This window comes from Pedobacter terrae (assembly GCF_900100705.1).
GTDB lineage: Bacteria > Bacteroidota > Bacteroidia > Sphingobacteriales > Sphingobacteriaceae > Pedobacter > Pedobacter terrae.
Genome location: NZ_FNCH01000023.1, coordinates 21,134 through 44,947 on the forward strand (window position 1 = coordinate 21,134; position 23,814 = coordinate 44,947).

16 protein-coding genes are annotated in these 23,814 nt (G+C 39.9%); 10 read left to right on the forward strand and 6 right to left on the reverse strand.

What is annotated here, in order from left to right; all coding sequences use genetic code 11:
* Positions 1-206: 206 nt before the first annotated feature.
* Together uvrA and BLR60_RS21105 are read left to right on the forward strand one after the other, a co-directional pair.
* Positions 207-3,020: an excinuclease ABC subunit UvrA gene (gene uvrA / locus BLR60_RS21100; protein ID WP_090503609.1), complete on the forward strand. Its 2,814-nt coding sequence runs from the start codon at positions 207-209 to the stop codon at positions 3,018-3,020.
* Between the two features lie 8 nt (positions 3,021-3,028).
* Positions 3,029-3,682 (forward strand): LysE family transporter, encoded by a 654-nt coding sequence (locus tag BLR60_RS21105; RefSeq protein WP_090503611.1) that lies wholly within the window; start codon positions 3,029-3,031, stop codon positions 3,680-3,682.
* 495 nt (positions 3,683-4,177) lie between these two features.
* Here BLR60_RS21105 and BLR60_RS21110 read toward each other — a convergent pair whose 3' ends face one another.
* Together BLR60_RS21110 and BLR60_RS21115 are read right to left on the reverse strand one after the other, a co-directional pair.
* The gene (locus BLR60_RS21110) at positions 4,178-5,497 is read right to left on the reverse strand and encodes a M23 family metallopeptidase (RefSeq protein WP_090503613.1); all 1,320 of its coding nucleotides are present in this window, start codon (positions 5,495-5,497) and stop codon (positions 4,178-4,180) included.
* A 5-nt stretch (positions 5,498-5,502) separates the two neighbouring features.
* Positions 5,503-5,943 carry a hypothetical protein gene (locus BLR60_RS21115; RefSeq protein WP_090503616.1) on the reverse strand — a complete coding sequence of 147 codons (441 nt, stop codon included), beginning with the start codon at positions 5,941-5,943 and terminating at the stop codon, positions 5,503-5,505.
* Positions 5,944-6,138: 195 nt separating this feature from the next.
* Between BLR60_RS21115 and BLR60_RS21120 the strand changes: the two genes are divergently transcribed.
* Genes BLR60_RS21120 through BLR60_RS21130 form a run of 3 tightly spaced genes read left to right on the forward strand, consistent with a single transcriptional unit; the run spans position 6,139 to position 10,305 of the window.
* Positions 6,139-6,984: a metallophosphoesterase family protein gene (locus BLR60_RS21120; RefSeq protein WP_090503619.1), complete on the forward strand. Its 846-nt coding sequence runs from the start codon at positions 6,139-6,141 to the stop codon at positions 6,982-6,984.
* 16 nt (positions 6,985-7,000) lie between these two features.
* Positions 7,001-7,840 (forward strand): hypothetical protein, encoded by an 840-nt coding sequence (locus BLR60_RS21125; RefSeq protein ID WP_090503621.1) that lies wholly within the window; start codon positions 7,001-7,003, stop codon positions 7,838-7,840.
* A 23-nt stretch (positions 7,841-7,863) separates the two neighbouring features.
* Positions 7,864-10,305, forward strand: coding sequence for a bifunctional YncE family protein/alkaline phosphatase family protein (locus BLR60_RS21130; RefSeq protein WP_090503623.1), 2,442 nt, complete (start codon positions 7,864-7,866; stop codon positions 10,303-10,305).
* 136 nt (positions 10,306-10,441) lie between these two features.
* Here BLR60_RS21130 and msrA read toward each other — a convergent pair whose 3' ends face one another.
* From msrA to BLR60_RS21145, 3 genes are all read right to left on the reverse strand, one after another.
* On the reverse strand, positions 10,442-10,933 hold the full coding sequence (gene msrA, locus BLR60_RS21135; protein ID WP_090503625.1) for a peptide-methionine (S)-S-oxide reductase MsrA: 492 nt from the start codon (positions 10,931-10,933) through the stop codon (positions 10,442-10,444).
* A 728-nt stretch (positions 10,934-11,661) separates the two neighbouring features.
* Entirely contained in the window at positions 11,662-12,537 is an 876-nt protein-coding gene (locus tag BLR60_RS21140; RefSeq protein ID WP_090503628.1) for a hypothetical protein, read from the reverse strand.
* A 4-nt stretch (positions 12,538-12,541) separates the two neighbouring features.
* Entirely contained in the window at positions 12,542-13,789 is a 1,248-nt protein-coding gene (locus BLR60_RS21145) for a YdcF family protein (protein WP_090503629.1), read from the reverse strand.
* 324 nt (positions 13,790-14,113) lie between these two features.
* On the opposite strand from BLR60_RS21145, the gene BLR60_RS21150 reads away from it, so the two are divergent.
* Positions 14,114-17,386: a SusC/RagA family TonB-linked outer membrane protein gene (locus BLR60_RS21150; RefSeq protein ID WP_090503632.1), complete on the forward strand. Its 3,273-nt coding sequence runs from the start codon at positions 14,114-14,116 to the stop codon at positions 17,384-17,386.
* Positions 17,387-17,396: 10 nt separating this feature from the next.
* Positions 17,397-18,926 (forward strand): RagB/SusD family nutrient uptake outer membrane protein, encoded by a 1,530-nt coding sequence (locus tag BLR60_RS21155; protein WP_090503634.1) that lies wholly within the window; start codon positions 17,397-17,399, stop codon positions 18,924-18,926.
* Positions 18,927-19,298: 372 nt separating this feature from the next.
* Here BLR60_RS21155 and BLR60_RS21160 read toward each other — a convergent pair whose 3' ends face one another.
* The gene (locus BLR60_RS21160; protein ID WP_090503637.1) at positions 19,299-19,946 is read right to left on the reverse strand and encodes a LexA family transcriptional regulator; all 648 of its coding nucleotides are present in this window, start codon (positions 19,944-19,946) and stop codon (positions 19,299-19,301) included.
* A 95-nt stretch (positions 19,947-20,041) separates the two neighbouring features.
* Here BLR60_RS21160 and BLR60_RS21165 point away from each other — a divergent pair, with 95 nt between their 5' ends.
* From BLR60_RS21165 to kduI, 3 genes are all read left to right on the forward strand, one after another.
* The gene (locus tag BLR60_RS21165) at positions 20,042-21,214 is read left to right on the forward strand and encodes a hypothetical protein (protein ID WP_090503640.1); all 1,173 of its coding nucleotides are present in this window, start codon (positions 20,042-20,044) and stop codon (positions 21,212-21,214) included.
* Positions 21,180-22,031: a HEPN domain-containing protein gene (locus BLR60_RS21170; RefSeq protein WP_090503642.1), complete on the forward strand. Its 852-nt coding sequence runs from the start codon at positions 21,180-21,182 to the stop codon at positions 22,029-22,031. Before BLR60_RS21165 ends, BLR60_RS21170 begins: the two co-directional genes overlap by 35 nt.
* Positions 22,032-22,972: 941 nt before the next feature.
* Entirely contained in the window at positions 22,973-23,812 is an 840-nt protein-coding gene (gene kduI / locus BLR60_RS21180) for a 5-dehydro-4-deoxy-D-glucuronate isomerase (RefSeq protein WP_090503647.1), read from the forward strand.
* Positions 23,813-23,814 lie beyond the last annotated feature (2 nt).

A 23,814-nucleotide genomic window follows, 5' to 3' on the forward strand; every position in this document is an offset into this window, starting at 1 on the left:
TTTAATTTCTATAGCTTATCTCCTATGCTTTTTGAAATGTGTTAGTTTGGTTTTGAGGTTGTTAATGTCCAAAGAAAGTTATTTTTTTATCAAAAACAAAAAATATAATGTTAAAAAAAAAATTAACCGTCTTAGTACCCTATTTTTGTATCTTCTAAAAACCCTAACCACATTCTGGGGTTATATATTTATATTCGTTACCATACATGAGCAAAAAAGAGGCCGAAAAAGATCCGCATAAAAATATTATCATAAAAGGTGCCCGGGTGCACAACCTAAAAAACATTGATGTTGCCATTCCAAAAAACAAACTTGTGGTGGTAACGGGGATGTCTGGTTCGGGTAAATCGTCGCTTGCATTTGATACTTTATATGCAGAAGGACAACGCCGATACGTAGAAAGTTTATCATCATATGCCCGCCAGTTTATGGGCAGGATGAATAAACCCGATGTTGACTATATTAAAGGTATTGCCCCGGCAATTGCCATCGAACAAAAGGTGATTACTTCCAACCCACGTTCTACCGTCGGTACCTCGACTGAAATTTACGATTACCTGAAACTGCTTTTCTCGCGCATAGGGAAAACCATTTCGCCTGTTTCGGGCAAAGAAGTGAGAAAGGATTCGGTAAGCACGGTGGTAGATTATGTAAATGCAATGCCTGAAGATACCACGGTAACCATTTTTTGTCCTTTATATCCGCATAACAACCGTACTATTAAAGAAGAACTGGCGATTTTATTACAGAAAGGATTTTTACGCGTACTGATTAATGATAAAATAGAAAAGATAGAAACTATTTTAGATGATGCCGATTTTAAAGATGAAGAACTTACCGACGATAAAACCGTTCAGATTCTGATTGACCGGATTGTAACCAACCAGGAAGAAGAAACTTTGAGCAGACTGGCAGATTCGGCACAGACCGCTTTTTTTGAGGGTAAAGGCGATTGTTATGTAGAAGCCCAGGGTACAACGAAACATTTTAGCGACCGTTTTGAACTGGATGGAATAAAATTCGAAGAACCTACACCAAACTTTTTCTCTTTTAATAACCCTTATGGCGCCTGTAAACGCTGCGAGGGTTATGGAAACGTAATCGGTATTGATGAAGATCTGGTTATTCCAGACAAAAGTAAAAGTGTATATGATAATGCCATTGCCCCCTGGCGTGGCGAAAAAATGAACGTTTGGTTGCAAAACTTTATAAAAGCTGCACCAAAATTCGATTTTCCTATCCACCGCTCCTATAGTGCGCTTACTGAAAAAGAACAGCAATTACTTTGGAATGGAAATAAATATTTTGCTGGTTTGGATGCTTTTTTCAAGGAATTGGAGGAGCAGACCTATAAAATCCAGTATCGGGTAATGTTATCACGCTATCGCGGTAAAACTACTTGCCCTGATTGTAAGGGTTCGCGTTTGCGCAAAGATGCATCGTACGTTAAAATTGCCGAAAAATCAATTATCGATGTGGTGCTGATGCCCTTATCGAAAGCGTTGGTTTTCTTTAACGAGTTAAAGTTGAGTGTAAACGACACTAAAATTGCCAAACGTTTGCTGGCAGAGATAGATAACCGTTTTCTCTATCTAAACAATGTTGGTTTAGGTTACCTTACCTTAAACCGTTTATCGAATACGCTATCGGGAGGTGAATCGCAAAGGATTAACCTGGCAACATCTTTAGGTAGTAGCCTGGTGGGATCGGTTTATGTATTGGATGAGCCCAGTATCGGTTTACATCCGCGAGATACCAATAAACTGATTGAAGTGCTGGTTTCGCTCCGAAATGTAGGTAATACGGTGTTAGTGGTGGAGCACGAAGAAGAAATGATGCGTGCTGCCGATCACATTATCGATATTGGCCCTGAGGCAGGTACCCATGGGGGTAACCTGGTTTTTAGTGGTAATTACGAGGAGATTTTAAAAGATAAAAATAGTTTAACGGGCCGTTATCTTTCCGGGATAGAGAAAATTGCCATTCCGGAGAAACGCCGTAAGTGGAAAGATCATATCCTGATTAAAGGCGCAAGGGAGAACAATCTTCAGCATATTGATGTAAAGTTCCCGTTAGGGGTTTTTACTGCAGTGAGTGGTGTTTCGGGATCGGGTAAGACCAGTTTGGTTAAAAAGATTTTATATCCGGCTTTACAAAAAGCCATCGGAAACTATGCCGGTGAACAAACAGGTGCTTACGATGGTATTTTTGGTAATTATGATCTGGTAAGTGCTGTAGAAATGGTTGATCAGAACCCGATTGGCCGCTCTAGCCGCTCCAATCCGGTTACTTATGTGAAAGCCTGGGATGATATCCGTGCACTTTTTTCGGGCTTAGCCGCTGCAAAAGCTGCCGGACTGAAACCTGCTGCTTTCTCATTTAACGTAGAAGGTGGCCGTTGCGATGTTTGTCAGGGTGAGGGTGAGGTGAAGATCGAAATGCAGTTTATGGCCGATATTTACCTGCCTTGCGAGGCTTGTAATGGCAAACGGTTTAAACAACAGGTGTTAGATGTAACCTATAAGGAGAAAAATGTTTCTGAAATTTTGGATATGACCATTGATGAGGCGGTTGATTTCTTTAAAGACGAACAAAAGATCCTGAATAAGTTAAATCCATTGGTTGATGTGGGCTTGGGTTATGTGCATTTGGGTCAATCTTCCAATACTTTATCTGGTGGTGAGGCACAGCGGATCAAACTGGCTTCATTTCTTATTAAAGGCAACAATGCCAACAAAACCGTATTTATTTTTGATGAGCCGACCACTGGTTTGCACTTTCATGATATTAAAAAGCTTTTAAAAGCATTAAATACACTTATTGAGCAAGGCAATACCATTTTGGTTATTGAACATAATATGGATATGATTAAGTGTGCCGATTGGGTTATTGATATTGGTCCGGAAGGTGGAGATGGGGGTGGTAACGTGGTATTTGAAGGAGTGCCTGAAGAGTTGGTTAAAGTGGAAAATTCTTACACGGGGAAATATTTGGCCACGCATTTAAATTTAAATCCATAATTTCGGCAATGCTTCTTCTAACGTTTTTCATCGGCATCATTCTCAATGCCATGGGGTATATCCCTCCGGGCAACATCAATCTTACTGTTGCGCAGCTTGCTATTAATAAAGGCATGCGGCAGGTATGGTATTTCATTTTATCTTTTTCGTGTGTAGAGGTGTTTTTTACTTTTGGTATGATGCGCTTTGCCCGATGGGCGATGAGCGATATCAACCCGAATGAGGCCGTGAGCGAGGTTAGGTTAAGTACTTTGGTAGATTGCTTTATGATTGTGATGTTTCTGGTGATGGGTACCATTACCTGGAAAAACAGGAAAAAAGTTCCGAAAACCACTAATAAAAAAGAGGATAAACGCAGTGGAAGCCTTTTGTATGGATTAATTTTAGGGGTGTTAAATCCGGTACAGATTCCATTCTGGCTGTTTTTTGGTAATTATGTAATTTTACACCAATGGATCCAAACCGATTACCTTTCACTGGTCATATTTAGTTTAGGCTCGGGTGTAGGTTCTTCTCTGGCCCTTTATGTATATGCGCATTTTGCAACTTATATCCAGGAAAAATTTGCGTTAAGTAGCCTGATCATCAATAAATCGATTGCGATATTTTTATTTGTATTGGCCGCTTATCTGGTAGTAAAACAGTTGATCGTTATTCTATAAGTTTAATCCAAGGTCTGTATCTCCACAGACCTTTTGTTTTTAGTCTTTTTAATGAACGTTTAAATCATTAAGCTATTGTTTTGTTCTGTCAAGGGCAGAGACCAGGGAATATTCATGTATTCTCACGTGCGATTTGGTTTGAATTTTCCATAATTCTTTTTTTGCCAGGGAATCACGGAAAGCACGGAATTAATATGATTGGTTTATGGTGTCGAATAAGGTTGTCAGTTTGAAAGGTAAATCTTATCGAAGTATCGTCATTTCGACCGGAGTGCAACGCAGTGGAGAAATTTTTTAACATAGTTCAAAGATTTCTCCACTGCGGTCGAAATGGCGACCATTCTAATGTACCTCTCAATGATAGTTCGTCGAAGACTAATTTAAGGTCTGTGTTTCGATAAGTCCTTTTTTTAGACTCTTTAATCATTTATTTCATTACAAAGCTATTTTTCTTCAATCTTTGGGGACACGGACCAAGGAATAAACAGTTGATCGTTATTTTATAATCCAGCCGGTTTCTGTATCCGCATGAATGAGTTGATACTTGCCGAAAGTACCTAAAAGATTTACACTTTGTCCTTCTTTTAACGTTGTTTTAATCGCTGCTAAACTATCGGGTTGATCATAAACTTTTTGCTGAAGCAGATTTATTTTAAACTTTTTTAAAGGCTCGACAGCTTGTACGAGACTCTTGCTTTGGATAAAACCTTTGCTTCCATCTGGCAGTTCTACCTGGTAGTAATTTCCGGTTGCAGCATTTGCCTGTAAAATTGTTCCCGTGTTAAGCGAAGTTAAAATATTTGCTTTACTTTCTGGTGAAGAGACCATTTTAGTGGCAATTGTAGTCCTTGAAATTTTATTTAAGTTAATGCCCGAAGCGGTAACAGCACTTGGAATTTTGGTTACCGGATCTATAAATGGTAGTGGGTTTACCGCACCATTAGCGGTGTAAATACCAAAATGTAAATGGGTAGGTGTGGAGCGGGCATTGCCGGTATTTCCCATAAGCCCCAAGGTATCTCCAATTTTTACTTCCTGTCCTTCTACGGCAATCTGTTCATCTAAATGGGCATAATATAATGTGTAATTTTTACCCTTCGGGCGCATCCACACTACTTTTCCACCCAGGTTATTTTCATTTACCCGCGTTACCGTTCCTTCCGAAATCGCCAGAACAGGCGTTCTAAAATTGCCAAAAATATCTACACCTTCATGTTTTCTAGCATTATTATCCCTGCCATCACCCCAATAACTTTTTATGCTGTTGGTGTTTTTTGATTTTACAGGGAAGGCAAGCGATGGTCCAGTGGTAATTTCTAGTTCGTATGCTACACTCTGCAACAGTTCGGGTTGGAGCCTGATCAGATAAGTGCCCGTTTCATCAACATCAAACACGATTGGATTATTTAAGGTATCGGCTGAGGCAATGAGTTTTTGGGTTTGATCTGTGCTATGCCAAACGTCAGTATAAATCAAGGCATCAACAGATGGTTTTCTGTTCAGCTTAATCGTTAATTTTTGACCCTTTGTTACATTGAATTTATAAGCAGTCGCCCTAACCTGATCGGCAGCAAAATAACCGTTCTCTTTATAAGGAATACTAATGTTTAATGCTTTTTGCGTACTAATCGTAGCGGCATTTAACCATGCTGATCCCATTGCTGTTTTATCCAGGCCTACATTAACCAGCTTTTTTTGATATTGCTCATGCGGACTGGCGGCCCTGAATAAATTTCCCGATCCTGTTTTGCAGGAAAGTATGTTTGCTACAAAAGCAATAGAAAAGAGCCAAAGAATGAATCGGGGAATTCTCATTAATACTAAGCTTTTTTTAAGCGGTTAAAAACGGCTGCAGTTACCAGTCCGCCAATTACGTACCACGCTACTGTTAATATTTTTGTTTTATTGGTTTTAGTAACAGGCGTATCATCTAATCCAACCTGATCTGGAATGTTAATTGCGCCTAATCCTGCGGTAATGCCTGCAATAGCACCTTTTAAATAGATGTTTTTTCTATCTCCTAAACCAATGGCACTATAATATAAACCATTGCTTATGATGTCACCAGCGAGTGTGGCCAGATAAAGATTATTGCCGCGAGGTGCATCAAGGTTTAATTTTTTCATCGATTTGGACAGGGCCTGTTCGCCCAAAAGGTCGATCCTTGGTGCATCCGGATCAAGCTGCCTAACACTTTCATGTAATATATTCAAGGCTGCAGCACCTGCAAAGCCGGCGAGTAATGATTGAAGTAGTTTCATAATAGAATAATCCCTTCAATTGGTAAATTGTTTTATCGGGCAGATATTATGTTATACGAAGCATCTGCATCGGTCGTTTGTTATAAAATTGATACATAAATAAGGTTTTGTTAACCTAATCATAACATAAAATTTATGTTTAGGAAGCTTGATCACCCTAATATTGGGCTTTGATACAAAACGTGTTTTATCCTTATGCCTAACAGACGGTTTTTTCTGAAAAATAGTTTGGCAGCTGCTGTTGCGGCCAGTATTTCGCCGGTTTTATCCTCATTTGCAGATGAACAGCATCCTGTTTCTGCTCGTTCTGCTGAGGTCCTCAAACTACGTTTTGCCATTGCATCTGATGGTCATTACGGTCAGCCCGGAACAGATTATAAACGCCACCACGACAATATTGTTAAGTGGCTGAATGAGTGTCATGATAAAAGCCCGTTAAACTTTGTTATCATCAATGGCGATCTGGTACATGATCGTCCTGATTTGTTGCCAGAAGTGAAGCAGAATTATTACGATAAACTCAAAGTTCCTTTTTATGCCATCCCAGGTAACCATGATCATGCCGACACCAGGATATGGCAATCGGTTTTTGGTTATGGGGATAACTTCTCTTTCGAAAAGAATGGAGTGGGTTTTGTTTTAGCCAATACTTCTGATACCAAAGGAACTTATTTATGCCCTGATAACGATTTCCTAAAACAAGAATTAGATAAGTTCAAAAGTCTTAAAACTGTTTTCGTGGTGCTGCACATTCCGCCCCATTTTTGGGTGCCAGAAAGCCCTTTTGTAGAATGTACAGATACGATTAAGCTGCTACATAGCTATCCAAATGTAAAAGCGGTATTCCATGGGCACGACCATAGTCTTGATTCGGTTTTTTATACCGATAAACTGCCTCATTTTTTCGACGCACATATAGGTGGAAACTGGGGTACCGCTTATAAAGGTTACCGGATAGTAGAGGTTGATGAAAATGATAAGATCCAAACTTACCAGGTAAATGCAAGCGGATCGCCATTATTAAATGAAACCAAATTTTAACAAATAAACAATAGTGATGAAAAAGATATTTTTGATGCTTGTTTTTGCCGGTGTCGTTTTAAATTGTGCTGCACAAAAAATAAGCGAAACCAAGCCAGAAATTAAAACAGGAACTGATGCTGCACAGCCCTTTCTGTTTTCGTTGAATACCTTAACCGCAGAAAACCCCCGTTGGAATATCCATTATTCCGGAAGTTATGGCGAAAGGACAAATGGACAATTCGGTTATGATGGCTTAGGGCAGCAGTTTGGTGTTAAAGGGTATTTAGGAAGCAGGTTCACCTTGTATGCAACAGCAGCAATCGGTTTTGCCAATTCAGGAGGCGTAACCTCTGCGCAACAGGCTGAAGTAATCAGAGATTTGGTAGGTGGCAAAGGCATGTCCGGTTTCAGGTTAGGTGCAGGCTTAGGTTTAAGTAGAGATTGGTCGAGTATTGGTGCTGCGATCAGCCGGATTACGGCTTCATTTGATCAGACAAACTGGAGAATGGCGGGTAATCTTCGTTTTGAAAAAGCTTTTGATAAAACCAGAGATAAACTTGATTTTATTAGCAGTTTTGGATATCAACACCGCGTTTCTAACGTTTTGTATATAGGTTTTGAAGCCTTAGGACAAGATTTAGAAGGGTTTTGGGAAAAAGACGAGGCAGAAGGTGGCGCAAAGTTGATGCTTGGGCCATCAATCAACCTGGAACCAAGCCATTCGAAACTCTCTTTTTCTATTTCCGGAGGACCTGTTTTTTATGCAACCCGTAGTAATGTGATTCCATCAGAGGCCATTAGGGAAATTGGTTCTGTCGCCTCTGGCAATGGGTATACCATCAGGGCACTCGTTAATTTTAATCTCCACCGCTAATATTGCAAATTCAGTTTAAGAAAATGAAAAAAATATACTTTTTAATATTGTTATGTTTCCTTTTCATAAAGAAAGGATTTACACAGGCGCCTGGCAAAAACGAAGCTACGCAACAGATTTTATTGCCTAATGGATGGAAACTAAGTCCGGCAGGCCACTCCTTACAATTGGGCGATCTGCCTTTAAACATGCAGTTAAGCCCTTCGGGTAAGTACCTGGCGATAACCAATAACGGACAAAGTACGCAGTCGCTACAATTGATTGATGCCAAAAGCGAAAAGACTGTTGATGAAAAAGTTTTGACTAAATCGTGGTATGGCATTGCCTTTAGTAAAGACGAAAAACACCTTTACGCCTCAGGCGGTAACGACAACTGGATTTTAGATTTTAATATCCAGAACGGTAAACTCGCCAAAAGTGACACCATTAAACTTGGTCCGGTTTGGCCAAAAGGGAAAATAAGTCCGGCAGGAATTGTAGTCAATAAAAATAACAGCAAATTATATACGGTAACTAAAGAAGACAGCAGTTTGTATATTATTAATCTTCTTGAAAAACAGATTCTTAAAAAAATACAGCTTCCGGCAATTGCCTATAGCTGTGTTTTGTCTGGAGATGAAAGCAAACTGTATGTTTCACTCTGGGGCAGTAAATCTATCGCTGTTGTTGATCTGGCATCAGAAACCCTTTCGCAGCGTATTGCTGTTGGCGATCACCCAAATGAGCTGTTACTTAATAAAAAGGGGAATACTTTGTTTGTGGCCAATGCGAATGATAATACTGTTTCGGTAATTAACACCCTAAACAATAAGGTAATCGAAACCATTGCCACCACGCTTTATGCTACACAATTAACAGGTTCTACCACCAATGGCCTGGCTTTAAGTACCAATGAGAAAACGTTGTACATTGCCAATGCTGACAATAATTGTTTAGCGGTCTTTGATGTAAGTAAACCAGGGGTAAGCCAGAGTCAGGGTTTTATTCCGGTAGGCTGGTACCCAACTAGTGTTAAGGTATTGGGTAATAAAATTTTAGTTACCAATGGCAAAGGCAATACCTCTATGGCCAATCCCAAGGGACCACAACCCATATCTAAGGTAGATAACAGTGGTTACCAGATGGGCAGTACCGCCAATAGCCGGCTTCAATATATAGCAGGATTGTTTAAAGGAACTTTATCTTTTATAGATGCACCAAAACCTGAACAATTAAAAATATACACCAAACAGGTTTATGCCAATACGCCATTTACAGCTAAGCGGACCCTTACTGCAGATGGTGAAGCCGGAAATCCAATTCCGCGAAAACAGGGAGAACAATCGCCTATCAAACATGTTTTTTATATCATCAAAGAAAACAGAACGTACGATCAGGTACTTGGTGACCTATCAAAAGGTAACGGCGATTCTACCTTAACGCTATTCGGAAGAAAAATTACGCCTAACCAGCATGCCTTTGCAGAAAACTATGTGTTGCTTGATAATTTTTATGTGGATGCCGAGGTAAGTGCTGATGGGCATAACTGGAGTATGGCGGCTTACGCCACCGATGTGGTGGAAAAAACCTGGCCTACCAGCTATGGTGCACGCGGTGGAAGCACTAATTTCGAAGGTGGCCGTCCTGTTACTTACCCAAAAGGTGGTTTTATCTGGGATTACTGTCAGCGGGCAGGCGTAAGCTACCGCAGTTATGGCGAGTTTGGCGATTATGGCAAAGCGAATATTAAATCGCTGCAGGGCCATATGTGCGCCGCATCACCAGGTTTTGACATGGATATTAAAGATCAGGTGCGGGTAGATGCCTGGCAGCACGATTTCGATTCTTTACTGGTGGCTGGGGCGGTGCCTCAGTTTAGCACTTTACGCATTTCAAACGATCATACCAGCGGACAAAAGAAAGGTAAATATTCGCCACAGGCTGCGGTTGCAGATAACGACCTGGCTGTTGGCCGCATTCTGGAGCATTTATCGCACAGCAAAATCTGGAAGGAATCTGTTGTTTTTATTCTGGAAGATGATGCACAGAACGGCCCCGATCATGTTGATGCGCACCGTTCGCCGGCATACGTGGTTGGCCCCTATGTTAAGCGGAATACGCCTGTTCATACGATGTATTCTACTTCTGGGTTTTTAAGAACAATGGAACTTATATTGGGTTTGCCACCAATGAGTCAGTATGATGCTGCTGCCATGCCACTATACGAATGTTTTACCGCTAAACCAGATTTTACACCCTACAATGTAATTCAGCCGCTTATTGACTTAGATACCAGAAATGTGGCCGTTAACGAAAGCAGTAAACGCTCTGAACTTTTTAATTTTGCCAAAGAAGATTCTGCACCCGATTTAGATTTAAATGAAGTGATCTGGAAATCGGTTAAAGGTGAACAATCAGTAATGCCGGCACCCAAACGAAGCGCTTTTGTGATCCTTGAAAAAAAGAAAAAAGATGATGATGATTAGAACTTTAGTGATGATCTGATTTTTAAACAAAAGGGCAATTTTCGATTAAGAAAGTTGCCCTTTTATTTATGTGCCATGGTCTGTGTCTTCACAGACCATTTTATTTAAAAATGAAAACGTGCTTTAATATTGGTTATTAATTCAACTTCCAATCGGGTCTTTCAAAATGGCAGGTATAACCGTAAGGGTTTTTCTGTAAATAATCCTGGTGTTCTTCTTCTGCATTCCAGAAATCTGTTTCGGGTACCACTTCGGTTACAATTTTGCCCGGCCATTTGCCAGATGCATCCAACTCGGCAATTAATGCTTCAGCGGTTTCTTTCTGTTCGTCGCTATTATAAAATATGGCTGATCGGTAGGATGTACCTACATCATTTCCCTGTCTGTTGCGTGTGCTCGGATCGTGGATCTGAAAGAAATATTCCAATAGTTTACGGTAGGTTAAAACAGTTGGATCAAAGGTAATTTCAATGGCTTCGGCATGGGTACCATGGTTCCGGTAAGTGGCATTTGGAACGTCGCCACCGGTGTATCCTACAACTGTAGAAATTACACCTGGGTAATGACGGATCAGTTCTTCTACTCCCCAAAAGCAACCGCCAGCAAGAATGGCTTTTTCAGTATTCATATATCTTTCCTCTTTTTAATGATATAAAGATACGGCGAAGATGTGTAAAAGGAAAGTAAAGAAGGTGATGGGCCTTCTACAGAATTCGTCGTTGAAAGAAAGGGTTTATTCGGTCGGTGAGACACCAACCGATAGGATAATAGAAATAAATCTCCCAGAGGTATCGTCATTGCGAGAAGGCTTTTTCAGCCGCCGAAGCCTGCCTGCCGCAGGCAGCCAATCTTACAACTATCGCTAGTAGCGAGCGCTTTAAGATTGCTTCGTGCCTCGCAATGACGATTTTTCTATTGGGCTGTCAATGGTAGCGTAGTCTAAGGATCTTTTACTACATAATTACATGTTCATATATCCCTAACCTTATTAACAGACAAATTTAGGTAGCTGCAAGCTTATTTGGAGCGCGAGGCCTGTACATAACAAAAGTTTCTTCCCGTCTTCCGCTTTTACGCTTCGCTCCTCGTACCTCGTTGCTGCAGGGTAATCGCTTCAGCCAGGGCTAAGTGGCCACAGCAGTCTTTCATTTTTGAGGTTGCAGGGTGCAAAACCTTTGTTCCTAAACCCGATTGCAATGTAAAGCCCGGAGCGCAGCGAGGACTTGGAATGCAAAGCGGGACAGCATGCCGCCAAGAACCACATGCTCTTCATTTCCTGATTTTAACAAATGTGCTATTTCGGTCGGTGAGGCACCAACCGATAGGATAAATTTATTGCTGTATTGTTGTTTGATGCTAACCGCTAAATGTGAAAGCCATAAAACTCACATTGTTTTTGCGCGAAGAGCTAACGGCAATCCCCTTATCGGCTTTATCGGTAAAGGTGAAACCCTCCAGTTCATCTGATTTATCGGTATCGACTACATCTAAAACAACTTCTTGTCCTTTGGTTAACGATTTCTCCAGATCAATAAAGGTGAATCTCCATTTACGTCCTTCAATCTGATTTTGGATTAAAACGAGTATTCCTTTATTTGCAATAAAATGTAAATTTTGTACCCATGGCGAACAAGTGAATTTTTTGAAAAGCACACCCTTTTCACTGGTTTTGTTGGCTCTCGATAAGGCTTCGGGATTGTACAAACGCACTTCGTTAGCTTTATTACCATAATCGGCTGTGGCCACGTACCAATGCCCTTTGTAATTTACATATTCTGGTCGTGTGCCCTGAATGCAGGCATCATCCTCAATAGTTTTAAGCAGGTTTCCATCTAATTTTCTGCTTTTTAAAAAGCCTGACCAATTGATGCAGTTAATTTCTGCTTTCCAAAGTGTGCCTGCTGCATTTTGTTTAACCGAGTTGCCCACAAATGTTGGTAAGCCCTTTTGGTAGGCAATACCCGTAGGATGTTTAATGATATTTTTGCCTTTAATGGTAAACTGGTATTCCTTATGCTCGTAAATAAGCGAGTCTTTCTGAAGTTTATATTCGCGCATTACACCAACTTCTCTATCGCCATAAAGGAAATATTTTCTATTCTGCTTTGAAATTCCCTGGCAGGCACCTAAGGAATCAATAGTAATTGTTTTTGTGATTTTTCCATCTGTTTTGCTGTATCGGGCTACAAAAAACATTACGATCAGCACTAAAATTGGATTTAATACTTTCATAAACTTAAGGATCTAAAGGTTCATCAAAATCGATTTGTAAGGAAGCGGTATTTAAGTAAAATTCTGATTCGGTATCACTTAAACGTTTTCCATTTTTATAAGGATAGTAGCCGAGTTCCTTTTTACAGCGTTCGGGCAGGATATCGGTAATGTAGTAACTTTGCGATTTTACGGTACAAACCATTCCAGCTTTATTTATCGGCATACCGTACCTGAACATCAGTCTGGCACAATTACGCAGGTTGGTGGTGGTGTGACGAGCGTGCGGCTCCATAATAATGGCATTTTCTGGTATCTGGAGTACTTCCGTTAAAAATTTCTTCATTTCGTAAGCTTCACTGAATTTAGTTTTGTAGGGATGTACCCGTCCGCCAGAAACTACGATGAATGGTGCCATGCCTTTTTGGTATTGCAAAGCTGCTAAACGGCAGCGAATCATTCCGCCCGCACTTAAGGCTACTTCTTTTTCTTCCGGACCAGCGCCTGGAACCAGGATTACGCTGTAAGGATATTTCTTCCAATCTGTTTTTTTGATCTGGTTAACGGCAGCCAGGTTTACGCCTTTAACCATTGGTTCGTAATCGGCGGCATCATTGCGTTCGTTTAATTCTAATGCCTGAAGCGCAAATTGCATAGCGGGTTCAAAAAACAGTTTATTATTGACCTGTAGGGCTAGCCAGGCATTGGCAGTGGTTAGCTCTGCATATTCTTTATCCCTTAAACTAAAGCTGATTGAATCTATTTTAGGATAATTGGGTTTGTTCCCCTCCACATATACCCCAATGGTGTAATTGATGGCATTGGCATCCTGCTCCCAGGCTTTGATTAAGACGTTTTTATGCGATCCATTACTGTATAGGGCATAGCAGCCAGATGGAATTAAGTGATTCGTCACCAATTTGCCCAGTTCATTATTTTCAGCGTAAATAGTTGCCAACCGGTTACTGATCTGTTCAATTTCTGCAGTAGAAAATTTTAACGCCTTAGCATAACAAGGGATTTCGGCCTTGCAATTTTTTAAGGCCTCATTTACCTGCACTGTTTTCGATTTTAGTATATATTGTAATGCGGTATCAGCCGCAAGCATTTTTCGCAGTTCGGGCAGTTGCTGAAATAAGGTTAGCAGGTAATAATTTTTGTATTGTACTTCGTTTCTGGTTTTAATTAACGGATAAGATTGACGAGGTAGATCCTGTGCAGATATGCCTTTACAAAAAAGGCAGAGCAAAAGGAAAGGATAGAGGGATTTCATCGAAAAAGTTTTGGAAGCAAAATTAAAGGCCTGCCATTAATGAAACATTAAGAAGTTGTTACATTTTGAATTTATTAAATCGATTTAGTTATTGACTGCATCTTCTTAATATTAATTTAAAGTGCCTGCTGAAAATCGGTATATAGAGTTAACATACGGGATACATAGTGTTAAAGATACACTTATACTTTTGCCGCTGTAGAACGCTCCGCAAATTAACCTGTTAACGATAAAAGGATAAGCCTATGTAAATGTGAAATCTACGCTTCTACTTAAAAACACAAAACCCAATTATATTTCAAAACCATTACTAAGAACAAAAAGATGACATCATTTTTTTTAACCGCAGGTATAAAAAATACCTGTAGGAAATTGCTTTTGCCTTTAGGCTTACTGGCCATGTGTAATTCAGAAGCAATAGCAATAAACCACGGTATGCTTGCCTCAGGATCATACCGTAAAACATTTGCTACGGTAAGTGGAACGGTTACCGACCAAAACAACCAACCTTTACCAGGTGTAAGTGTATTTGAAAAAAAGACCAAAAAAACAACCGTTACAGATGCTAATGGTAAATATTCTATAACTGTTGAAGAAGGTGCAATCCTTGTATTTTCATATATCGGTTACGATAATCAGGAAGTTGTGGTTAATGGCCGTCAAAATATTAATGTTGTTTTAAAAGAAAGCAGCAATACTTTAAATGAAGTGGTGGCTATCGGTTACCAGAAAATCAGAAAATCGGATGTAACAGGTGCCATCAGCAGCGTTAAAGCCAGCGAAATGAATTTAACTTCTCCAACTGTTGGCCAGGCTTTGGTTGGTAAAGTGGCAGGTGTGCAGGTATCGCAAACCAGCGGTGCGCCATATTCCGGTACCAAAATAAGGGTAAGGGGCATTGGTTCCATTAATGCCAGTTCAGATCCCTTATATGTAATTGACGGTTATCCGGCAGGAAATAACGTATCGATCAATCCGGAGGATATCGAAACCATCGACATTTTAAAAGATGCGGCTTCTGCTGCCATTTATGGTTCAAGAGCATCAGGCGGAGTGGTGTTAATTACCACCAAAAGAGGTACTGATGGAAAAGGAAAGTTTGAATACGATGTTCAGGGTGGTATTTCTCAGTTGGCTAAAAAAGTAAAACTTTTAGATGCCAACCAGTTTATCCAGTTGTTAATTGATGGTAGGAATAATGCTTATAAAGATTTATGGGTAAATGCAGGAAAAACCTGGAATGATGCCATGTTTAGTGATAACAATGCTACCCGTATTGCCAATGTAGGTAATGGAAGTAGTGTAAGCATTCCGGCTGATCTTTATAATTTCAGCACACAACAGGCTATACCGGCAACTTATAATACCGATTGGCAGGACGAACTGTATCGCAATGCCGCTTTCCAGCGCCATAACCTTTCCTTTTCTGGCGGTACCAAAGATGTAAAATACTTTTTAAGCGGTGGTTACCAGAACAACAATGGTATTGTAACCAACACCAACCAAAAAGTAACCAACTTCAGGGCAAATATTGATGGCAAAGTGAGTGAACGTTTACGTGTAGGCGCGAACATTTCGTATACGCAGAACGATAACCGTGAGGTACAGGAAGGACGTTATAATTTAAGTCCGATGATGTCGGCATTAATTTATTTGCCTTATCTGCCGGCAAGAGATGCCAATGGAAATCCAATCCAGTTTGGCATGGGTGCTTTATCCTCTCAATATGGGATTCAGAACCCTGAAAATCCTTTAGCTACAGTAGAACAGTTGAAAATTACCAGAAAGAGCAATAGGAGTAATTATAATGCTAATGCTACTTACAAAATTTTAGAGGGGCTTAATTTTAAGGCTAACTTAGGGACACAAACATACAACGAAAAATACGATTATTATTTGCCTACCAGCCTAAGTAGTGGTAATACCCCACCTTACTCGCCCGAATCGATCAGGGCTGCAAATGCCATCGCACAAACGCTTAGTCAGGTAGATCAATTGGCAGAGTTTACTTTAAATTACAGTAAAACGTTCGGTAAACATAGTATAGATATTTTAGGCGGTTATTCTGCTCAGAAAACATCAAGCGATCAGATCAGGGTAGCGGCAAGCGGATTCCAGAACGATTATATTGGGGAAATTACGGATAAAGGGGCGGATGCAGGTTTTTTTACACTAGACCGTAACAGAACTGGTAAAACAGTAACGACTTTACTTTCTTACTTTGGCCGTTTCAGTTATAATTATGCCGGAAAATACTTTCTAACCGGTTCGTTTCGTCGCGATGGTTCATCAAGGTTTGGTCCGTTAAACAAGTATGGTAACTTCCCTTCAATAGCTGCGGGCTGGAATTTATCTGACGAAAGCTTTTACAATAACTTTTTGGGCGAACAATCGAGAGTTAAACTAAGGGCCAGCTGGGGCTTAAGCGGGAACAACAATATACCAGATTACCGCACGCAGCAAGAGCTAAACGCACCAGGTGGCGCGGTTTTCGGTAGTGCTATTTCTACCGCCATTTGGCCAAGTAGTATTCAGGATAGAAGTTTAGGATGGGAGTCCACTTCACAGTTTAACTTCGGTACGGATATCAGCCTGTTCAAAAATCGTGTATCGATTATGGCGAATTACTACTTAAGTTACTCTTTCAACTTATTGTTTAACAAACCGCTTTCGGCAATTGCTGGCAGTTCAACAATTTTAACTAATCTTACTGATAGTAAGGTGCGTAATAAGGGTTTCGATTTGCAGGTTGATGGCAAAATTATCCAAAATGGAGACTTTACTTTGGGCTTAAGCGGAAACATCGCGGCAAATCGAAATAAGGTTTTAAACCTTGGCGGTAACAGTACCATATTTACGGCTGGTGCAGAGCGTTCGTACATTACACATGTTACACAAGAGGGCCAGCCAATTGGTATGTTTTATGGATTTAAGGTTTTGGGCCGGATTACGGCCGATAATTTAGGTAAGGTTGCACCGTCTGCTTCTTCTACCAACCCGGCAAAAATTGGAGATTTGTATTTCCAGGATACTAATGGAGATGGTATTGTTAACGATGCAGATAAAACCGTAATCGGTACCCCATACGCGAAATTCACCTATGGTTTTGCCTTAAATACTTCTTACAAAACGTTTGATTTAAGGGCATCTTTTAACGGATCGTATGGTAACCAGGTTTTAGATGGACAGGATTATTACCTGTATAACTTTGAAGGTTCCGGTAACCAATATGCGGAGGTGGCCAACCGTTACAGAAACGAAGCCAATCCTGGCAGTGGTTTAAACTACCGAGCGTCTCGTGCAGGTACACAAAGTAACAGTACCCGTTTATCGTCATTTTATATTCAGGATGGCTCTTACTTCAGGTGTACCAACATTACTTTAGGTTATAGTTTTCCAAAGCAACTGGCCAATACGCTTAAAGTAAGTAATATCCGTGTTTATGCGAGTGTAGATAATGCCTTTACCATTACCGATTATAAAGGTTATAACCCTGAGGTAGATTACAGCGCAGGTAATAACCTTGCTCCTGGTGTTGATTATGGTAACTACCCATTGGCAAGAACCTATAACCTTGGTATCAAATTGACTTTTTAGAACTAAAAAAATGAAAAAACATATTTATAAACTATTGGCCCTAAGCACCATTTTAAGTTTGGGTGCCTGTAAAAAAGATTTTCTAAATCAAAGTAACCCCAATGCCATTGCGGTAGAGAATTATTTCAAAACAGAAAATGATGTATTACTGGCGGTTAATGGTGTTTACCAATCGCTTAGAAGTAGCAATACCCTGGGCGAAAACAGCGGGTTGTTTACCGATGAACGTTCGGACGATGCGGGAAGAAATGATAACCAGAGTAATGCGGGTGAGCCTTTCCAGTTTAATGATTTTTCGCTCCTGCCGAGCAACTCTTACTTAAAGAGTCATTGGTTAGGACTTTATGAGTCCATTGGTAGAACTAATATTTTATTAACAAACATTGAGAAAGTTTCTTTTGCTAATACGGCTACCAAAGAAAATTATAAAGCAGAGGCTAAATTTATCAGGGCGATAATGTACTTCGAACTGGTTCGGAAATGGGGGCCGGTACCAGTGGTAACCAAACAGCTTAGCACGCCCGAAGAGGTTAGGGAGAATACTTTTCGCGTACCAGAAGCCGATGTATACAACCAGATTGTAACCGATTTAAAAGATGCTCTTAACAGCACGTTACCGAATTTCCAAACAGGAGCGAATGTAGGAAGAACTTCGAAAGCGGCAATAAATGCGTATCTGGGTAAAGTTTATTTAACCATGGCTACAACACTTTCAGCAAATAAAGCCGAAAACCTAAGTAATGCGAATACCTACCTAATGGCGGCTTATAACATGAAAGCTTTCGGAAATCTTTCTGAAATTCCATATACAGATGTTTTTGACGTGGCGAAAAAAACAACCTGTAAAGAACTGATTTTCCAGATTTCAAATAAGCAGGGCGATATCAGTTTTAGCTCGAGCATTGCAGCAAACAACCAGGCCAAAGGCGAAACCATCAATTCGCTTAAACCTTCTACGGGGATTGGTGGTAATGTAAAGCTTGATTTGATCAATGAGTATGAAGCAAGCGATTTGAGAAAGGATTTTTCGGTTAAATTTGCCAATGATCAGACCGTAAAAGATTGGTTTATTACTAAATTTCGCGATGCGAGCCAATTGGCAACCAATGCAGGCTATGGTGGCAACGACTGGATTTTAATGCGCTATGCCGATGTAATTTTAATGCTTGCTGAAGTTAATATGTTGCAGGGCAATGATGCCGTAGCTATTCAATATCTGGATATGGTAAGAACAAGAGCAGGTATGCCTGTTTATGCGGTTGCCAAAACCGACGCTACTTACGCGGCTAAATTCCCGACTTTAAAACTGGCTATTTTGCATGAGCGCAGAGTAGAGTTTGCTTTCGAGCACCAAAGATGGTTCGATCTGATCAGGAATTTTACTGCTGCAGAGTTGGTTACTTACTTAAAAGCTAAACCGCAATCTGCCTTCGGTATTGCAAAACTGGCCAATGTAACCACAAAAGACAGGTATTATCCTATTCCTTTTGATGAGGTGAAATTAGATCCGGTTAAAATGTATCAGAATCCGGGTTACTAAACGAACTGTAATATATTAAGAAAAGCGGCCTGATCATTGATCGGACCGCTTTTTTGTTATGATTTTAGTTGTGGATAAACTCACAGTACAATGGCTCGGATTAGAAATCTAGACAAAATATATTCGTCTTTGCGAGAAGGCTTTTTCAGCCGACGAAGCAATCTTTACAGAAAGGATCATTAGCGTGAAAGATTGCTTCGTCGTTCCTCCTCGCAATGACGACTTTTTTAGGGATGGATTCTGTCAATTTATAAACAGACTCCAATACAGCATTTTTAAATCTGCGGATCAGCGGAACCTTTTATATTATTTCAGTAAATTATATGGCATTTTGCTGATACAATTAACCAATTAACCAGTTAACCCACACCATTATATAACATTCCTCGTAATTTTTCCTTTAATGATGTAAAGGGCCTGGATATTCTTTTTACTGATTACGGTATCGCCTTTAAAATTTGGATTTGAAGAGCGGAGGATGAGTTTGGTATCATCATTATGCTGAAAGATGAGTTTTATGGTACGCAGGCTGTTACTATCTTCATCGGTCATCACCACATAAGCTTCTCCCCATTGCAGGATTTCGTAATTGGTAATTTCTTTTATCGCTATAATTTCGCCTGCGGCATATTGAGGGTGCATGCTATCGCCATAAACCGGTAAATAGGCTGTGCAATCGTTAAAGGGTAGATAATTTACCAGGTATTCTGCCCGTTGTTCTTCTACCATGTGCTCTTTCGCATCCGATAGGCTCATGTCGAAATAAGGTACGCCTTCCCTGCTTTCGCCAACGGCTGGCTTTTTTTTGAAAAAAGGTTCGCCAATTCCATCCTCCAGCCAGGTTAAATTAACGTCGAATTTCATTTCTAGCCGATCTTTGATCGCATTAGATACATTGACCCTTTCTCTTAAAATATCTGATAAAGAGCCCTGTTGAATATTCAATGCAATAGCAAAATCCTTTTGAGTCTTAAAATGCAGTAACTCCATTAACTTTTTTAAGCGATGATTCTCATTCATAAGATATGTTAATAAGTTTTATGAATTAATTATAGTTTAACTATATTTTTTGCTAAATTCGTTAGCTAATATAATCATTTAAAAAAATATACGCTATGAAAGAAAACCTGAATTTTAAAAAAGAAACGATGGCATTAATAGATGCGATCGAAAGTTTTTTTTCTACAAATGGTGTAAATTACCATTTGAACTTTCTAAAAAACTGGTTAAATCCGCCCCATAACGAATTCGATTTTTCACCTCAAAAGCACCCCGCGCAGCTGTTGGTGTTTTACGAAAAACTGGTTCCGCTTTTCGATTATTCGGATTTAGTTTTTAACCATATTGAAGCTGATACTGCATTTATAGAGGCGATTTCGGCTGATGAATGTGGTGTAGAACGCGAGATGGTACTGCTTGATTATTGTCCGAAACTGTTAAGCAGCGGAGAAGTGAAAAATCCAAAACTTACCTTTCTTGATATTTTCTTGTTCTTCCAATCAGATACCTATAAGGTGATGTATAAAGAATGGTTGTTGGCCGCATTAGAAAACAACCTCGATCTGGATTGGGACCAGTATATTTTTCCGTTTTATGAGAACACCAAAAAAATGCTGGAAGCTTGTTGGCTCATACACGAAAGGATCATTACCAGAAATAGTTTTAAGAGTATAGATCGCTATTACCATATGGCCATATTCGAAAGTACATCGCCTTTGGCTTTCGAACAGGAATTATTTGATGATCCATTTAAGGCAATAGAATTTTTCTTTAGCCTCGATAACCTTAGCGGGCACAAAGCCTATTTAAAAAATTGGTATCGGGCTGCCTTGGCTGAAGAAAAGTGTTTGAGCGACGTAGCTGATTATTTTTTCCTCTATAATCAGTTTATCAAACTGCTTAATGCCGGTTTTTTGATTACGGCTAAAAATTTAACTTATCAGGGTACACCGCCCAAAAACTTACTTGCTGCTACAGACCAATCAAAAAACAGCGATACCTATCAAAAAAACATGTGCGAGGTAAATACGCTTAGTGCAGTGCATATCGAAAATCCTTATCTGTTTATAACGTCGTTCTTTATTCCCGAAAAAATTAAGCGGCTGCGTTTAGGGCTTTTAGAGTGGTTTTATGCAGCCTTCAGCACCAAAAGCAGCATTAAACTACTGGATAAGGAATTTTTGTTTGAACAGTATGAGGCCATGCTCATGATTATGGAAGCTTTTTTTGTGATAATTACCAATCCTCCATTGGATGAAATTGAAGAAAGGTACTATTATGCGGAATAAATTTTTTAATCCAGAACATGCTGCGTTAAAGGATGAAAGAACCTTGCGTTTGTTAAAAGACATTATGGCTGCGGTACCTGTTCAGTATATTTATCTCCATCACAACTTTTTGGCAGGTAAGGCAGCACCAGAAATGCTGATTATGGTTTCTTTTAAACATGTACGTATTTTAAACGAATTAACGCCGGTATTAAATATTGTATTTAACGGGCAGATGGAATTTAGTTACCGGGTTTTCCATGTACACGAAGTGGAGCAGGCATTACTGCAGGGAAGTTTGTTTTTTTACTATGCCACCACCGCTCAAAATTGTTTATTCAGTATCTCCGGAAATTTTCTAAACGGGGGCGAAACTCATCTTATTGCAGATCAGGTTAGCACCACTTACCAGCATGGGATTGATAAGGCCAATAAATTTTTATCGGGTGCAACATTCTATTTTAAACAGCAAAATTTAGCATACTGCACTTTTATGTTGCATCAGGTTTTCGATCTGATGTACGGGGCCATCGAAACTCTGGTAATGGGAAAAGGTAAAAAAACACACCGCATTAAAGTTCATCAATTGTATATTAAACCTTATGTAAAACCGCTTTCCGAGCTGTTTAATGATAACGAGGAAGAAGTGGGGTTGTTGCATTTGCTTGATGAAGCTTACCTGGCCGTTCGTTACGAAAACAATTACACGATCAGTGAGCCGGATGTAGTACACCTGTTTGAGAAGGCTGATTTATTGTATGTGCTTGCGGAACAGGTTTATCAGCGCATGATGAATAATCATTTCGATCAACAGCGGAGCACGATAGATGCGGGTTAAGTGTTAAAACCGCATATTAAAAGCATTCATCTATATTATTGGAAATTTAGGGTTCGGTATTTCTTCGGCAAGAGCAGTCCCGTTATTCGCGTTATCCCGATATTTTATACTACCGTGTGGACACAATTAATCATAATATTTTTCTTCCGCTCTATGCCGCGGAGGCATGGTACTTTGGAGCGCCAAAGTACCCAAAGCGCTTCGTCAATCCAGCAATGAGCCTTTTGCACAATCCTTTGCGCATCAAAAAAACAGCGTCACTTTGTTTTGTGTTCAATATTCTTTTAAAATTCAGATTATCGTTAATGAACACAAAACCACTGCGTTTCAGGTTTGTTAGTGCTAATTTACCTGAACTGCAACTGTTTTTTTGATTTCCCTGGCTCTTGGGATTGACAGCGTCCTTAGTTAAAATCCGTGCTTTATTAAAGTCAGTTAGCAAAATCCCAAAACTATTCCCAAATGATAAACGCCGGTACCGGTTCTTATTAAACCTGTATAGGCGGCGAGGCCTTGATAGTTGTACCCTCCTTGCCACCCAGACCCGATAGTAGCGGACACGAACCCGATATTTCATCGGGTGAAGTAAAACGGAAAGCGGAACGAAACCTGAATAATTGTACTGAATTTGCGCTCCAAATAAATTTAAAAAACTTGCTTTAGTTATTGAACGTGCATATTAAAGAAGGTAAAATATAAACTTTTTTCTGCCTTCTCAATCTGTTAGTAGTTCGTTTCGCCTTTTAAACTTAGGACTGCCCATCGATAATAAATTCTGAATAGATGCACCCACACCATTGACCGGTTTAAAAGCCTGGAGCGAACAAACCACAAAAAAGGATTATAAAGTTGAGTATTCATACCAATAATAAATATCGTATAAATATATTTGCCATAGGATCTGATCTCAGTTCCTGATCTCAAAACTCAATTTTTAACCAATGAATAAATTCGAAAGCCGTTACGCCCAAAGCCCCAAAGAAGTTAAACAAATGGATACCGCTGCTTTGCGGGAAAATTTCTTAATTGAAAACGTATTTGAGGCCAACCAGGTAAACCTAACCTTATCTCATTTTGACAGGTATATTGTTGGTGGTGCAATGCCTGTTGATCAGAAAATAGCATTGCCAAACCCTGATGATTTAAAAGCGACCTACTTTTTGGAACGCAGGGAATTGGGAATCATCAATGTTGGCGGAAAAGCTATTGTTATTGCTGATGGCGAAAAATACGAACTGGATTATAAAGAAGCTTTATACATTGGTAAAGGTACAAAAGAAGTGTTTTTTGAATCTGCCACACCAGGCGAAGCCGCTAAATTATACATCAATTCTGCCCCTGCACATCATACTTACCCTACTAAAAAGGTGAGCAAAGCTGAAGCGGAGATTGTAGAGTTGGGTACGCCTGAAACAGCGAATCACAGAATAATCAATAAGTTGTTAGTGAACAGTGTTTTGCCAACCTGCCAGTTACAAATGGGGATGACTGAGTTAAAATCGGGCAGTGTGTGGAATACCATGCCAGCACATACGCACGACAGAAGGATGGAAGCCTATTTTTATTTCGAAGTTCCAAAAGGACAGAGTGTTTGCCACTTTATGGGTCAGCCACAAGAAACCCGCCACATCTGGATGCAGGGCGATCAGGCGGTAATTTCGCCAAACTGGTCTATCCATTCCGGAGCAGGTACCAGCAACTATACTTTTATTTGGGGTATGGCGGGCGAAAATCTTGATTATGGCGATATGGATCACTGTGCCATTACCGAACTAAAATAATT

What these genes read in the sequence shown, in the direction of transcription:
- BLR60_RS21165 (WP_090503640.1), top strand. Translation starts at nt 20,042, where the DNA reads ATGAAAGAAAACCTGAATTTTAAAAAAGAAACGATGGCATTAATAGAT.
- BLR60_RS21115 (WP_090503616.1), bottom strand. Translation starts at nt 5,943, where the DNA reads ATGAAACTACTTCAATCATTACTCGCCGGCTTTGCAGGTGCTGCAGCC.
- BLR60_RS21130 (WP_090503623.1), top strand. Translation starts at nt 7,864, where the DNA reads ATGAAAAAAATATACTTTTTAATATTGTTATGTTTCCTTTTCATAAAG.
- kduI (WP_090503647.1), top strand. Translation starts at nt 22,973, where the DNA reads ATGAATAAATTCGAAAGCCGTTACGCCCAAAGCCCCAAAGAAGTTAAA.
- BLR60_RS21120 (WP_090503619.1), top strand. Translation starts at nt 6,139, where the DNA reads ATGCCTAACAGACGGTTTTTTCTGAAAAATAGTTTGGCAGCTGCTGTT.
- uvrA (WP_090503609.1), top strand. Translation starts at nt 207, where the DNA reads ATGAGCAAAAAAGAGGCCGAAAAAGATCCGCATAAAAATATTATCATA.
- BLR60_RS21145 (WP_090503629.1), bottom strand. Translation starts at nt 13,789, where the DNA reads ATGAAATCCCTCTATCCTTTCCTTTTGCTCTGCCTTTTTTGTAAAGGC.
- BLR60_RS21125 (WP_090503621.1), top strand. Translation starts at nt 7,001, where the DNA reads ATGAAAAAGATATTTTTGATGCTTGTTTTTGCCGGTGTCGTTTTAAAT.
- BLR60_RS21150 (WP_090503632.1), top strand. Translation starts at nt 14,114, where the DNA reads ATGACATCATTTTTTTTAACCGCAGGTATAAAAAATACCTGTAGGAAA.
- BLR60_RS21170 (WP_090503642.1), top strand. Translation starts at nt 21,180, where the DNA reads ATGAAATTGAAGAAAGGTACTATTATGCGGAATAAATTTTTTAATCCA.
- BLR60_RS21105 (WP_090503611.1), top strand. Translation starts at nt 3,029, where the DNA reads ATGCTTCTTCTAACGTTTTTCATCGGCATCATTCTCAATGCCATGGGG.
- BLR60_RS21110 (WP_090503613.1), bottom strand. Translation starts at nt 5,497, where the DNA reads ATGAGAATTCCCCGATTCATTCTTTGGCTCTTTTCTATTGCTTTTGTA.
- msrA (WP_090503625.1), bottom strand. Translation starts at nt 10,933, where the DNA reads ATGAATACTGAAAAAGCCATTCTTGCTGGCGGTTGCTTTTGGGGAGTA.
- BLR60_RS21155 (WP_090503634.1), top strand. Translation starts at nt 17,397, where the DNA reads ATGAAAAAACATATTTATAAACTATTGGCCCTAAGCACCATTTTAAGT.
- BLR60_RS21140 (WP_090503628.1), bottom strand. Translation starts at nt 12,537, where the DNA reads ATGAAAGTATTAAATCCAATTTTAGTGCTGATCGTAATGTTTTTTGTA.
- BLR60_RS21160 (WP_090503637.1), bottom strand. Translation starts at nt 19,946, where the DNA reads ATGAATGAGAATCATCGCTTAAAAAAGTTAATGGAGTTACTGCATTTT.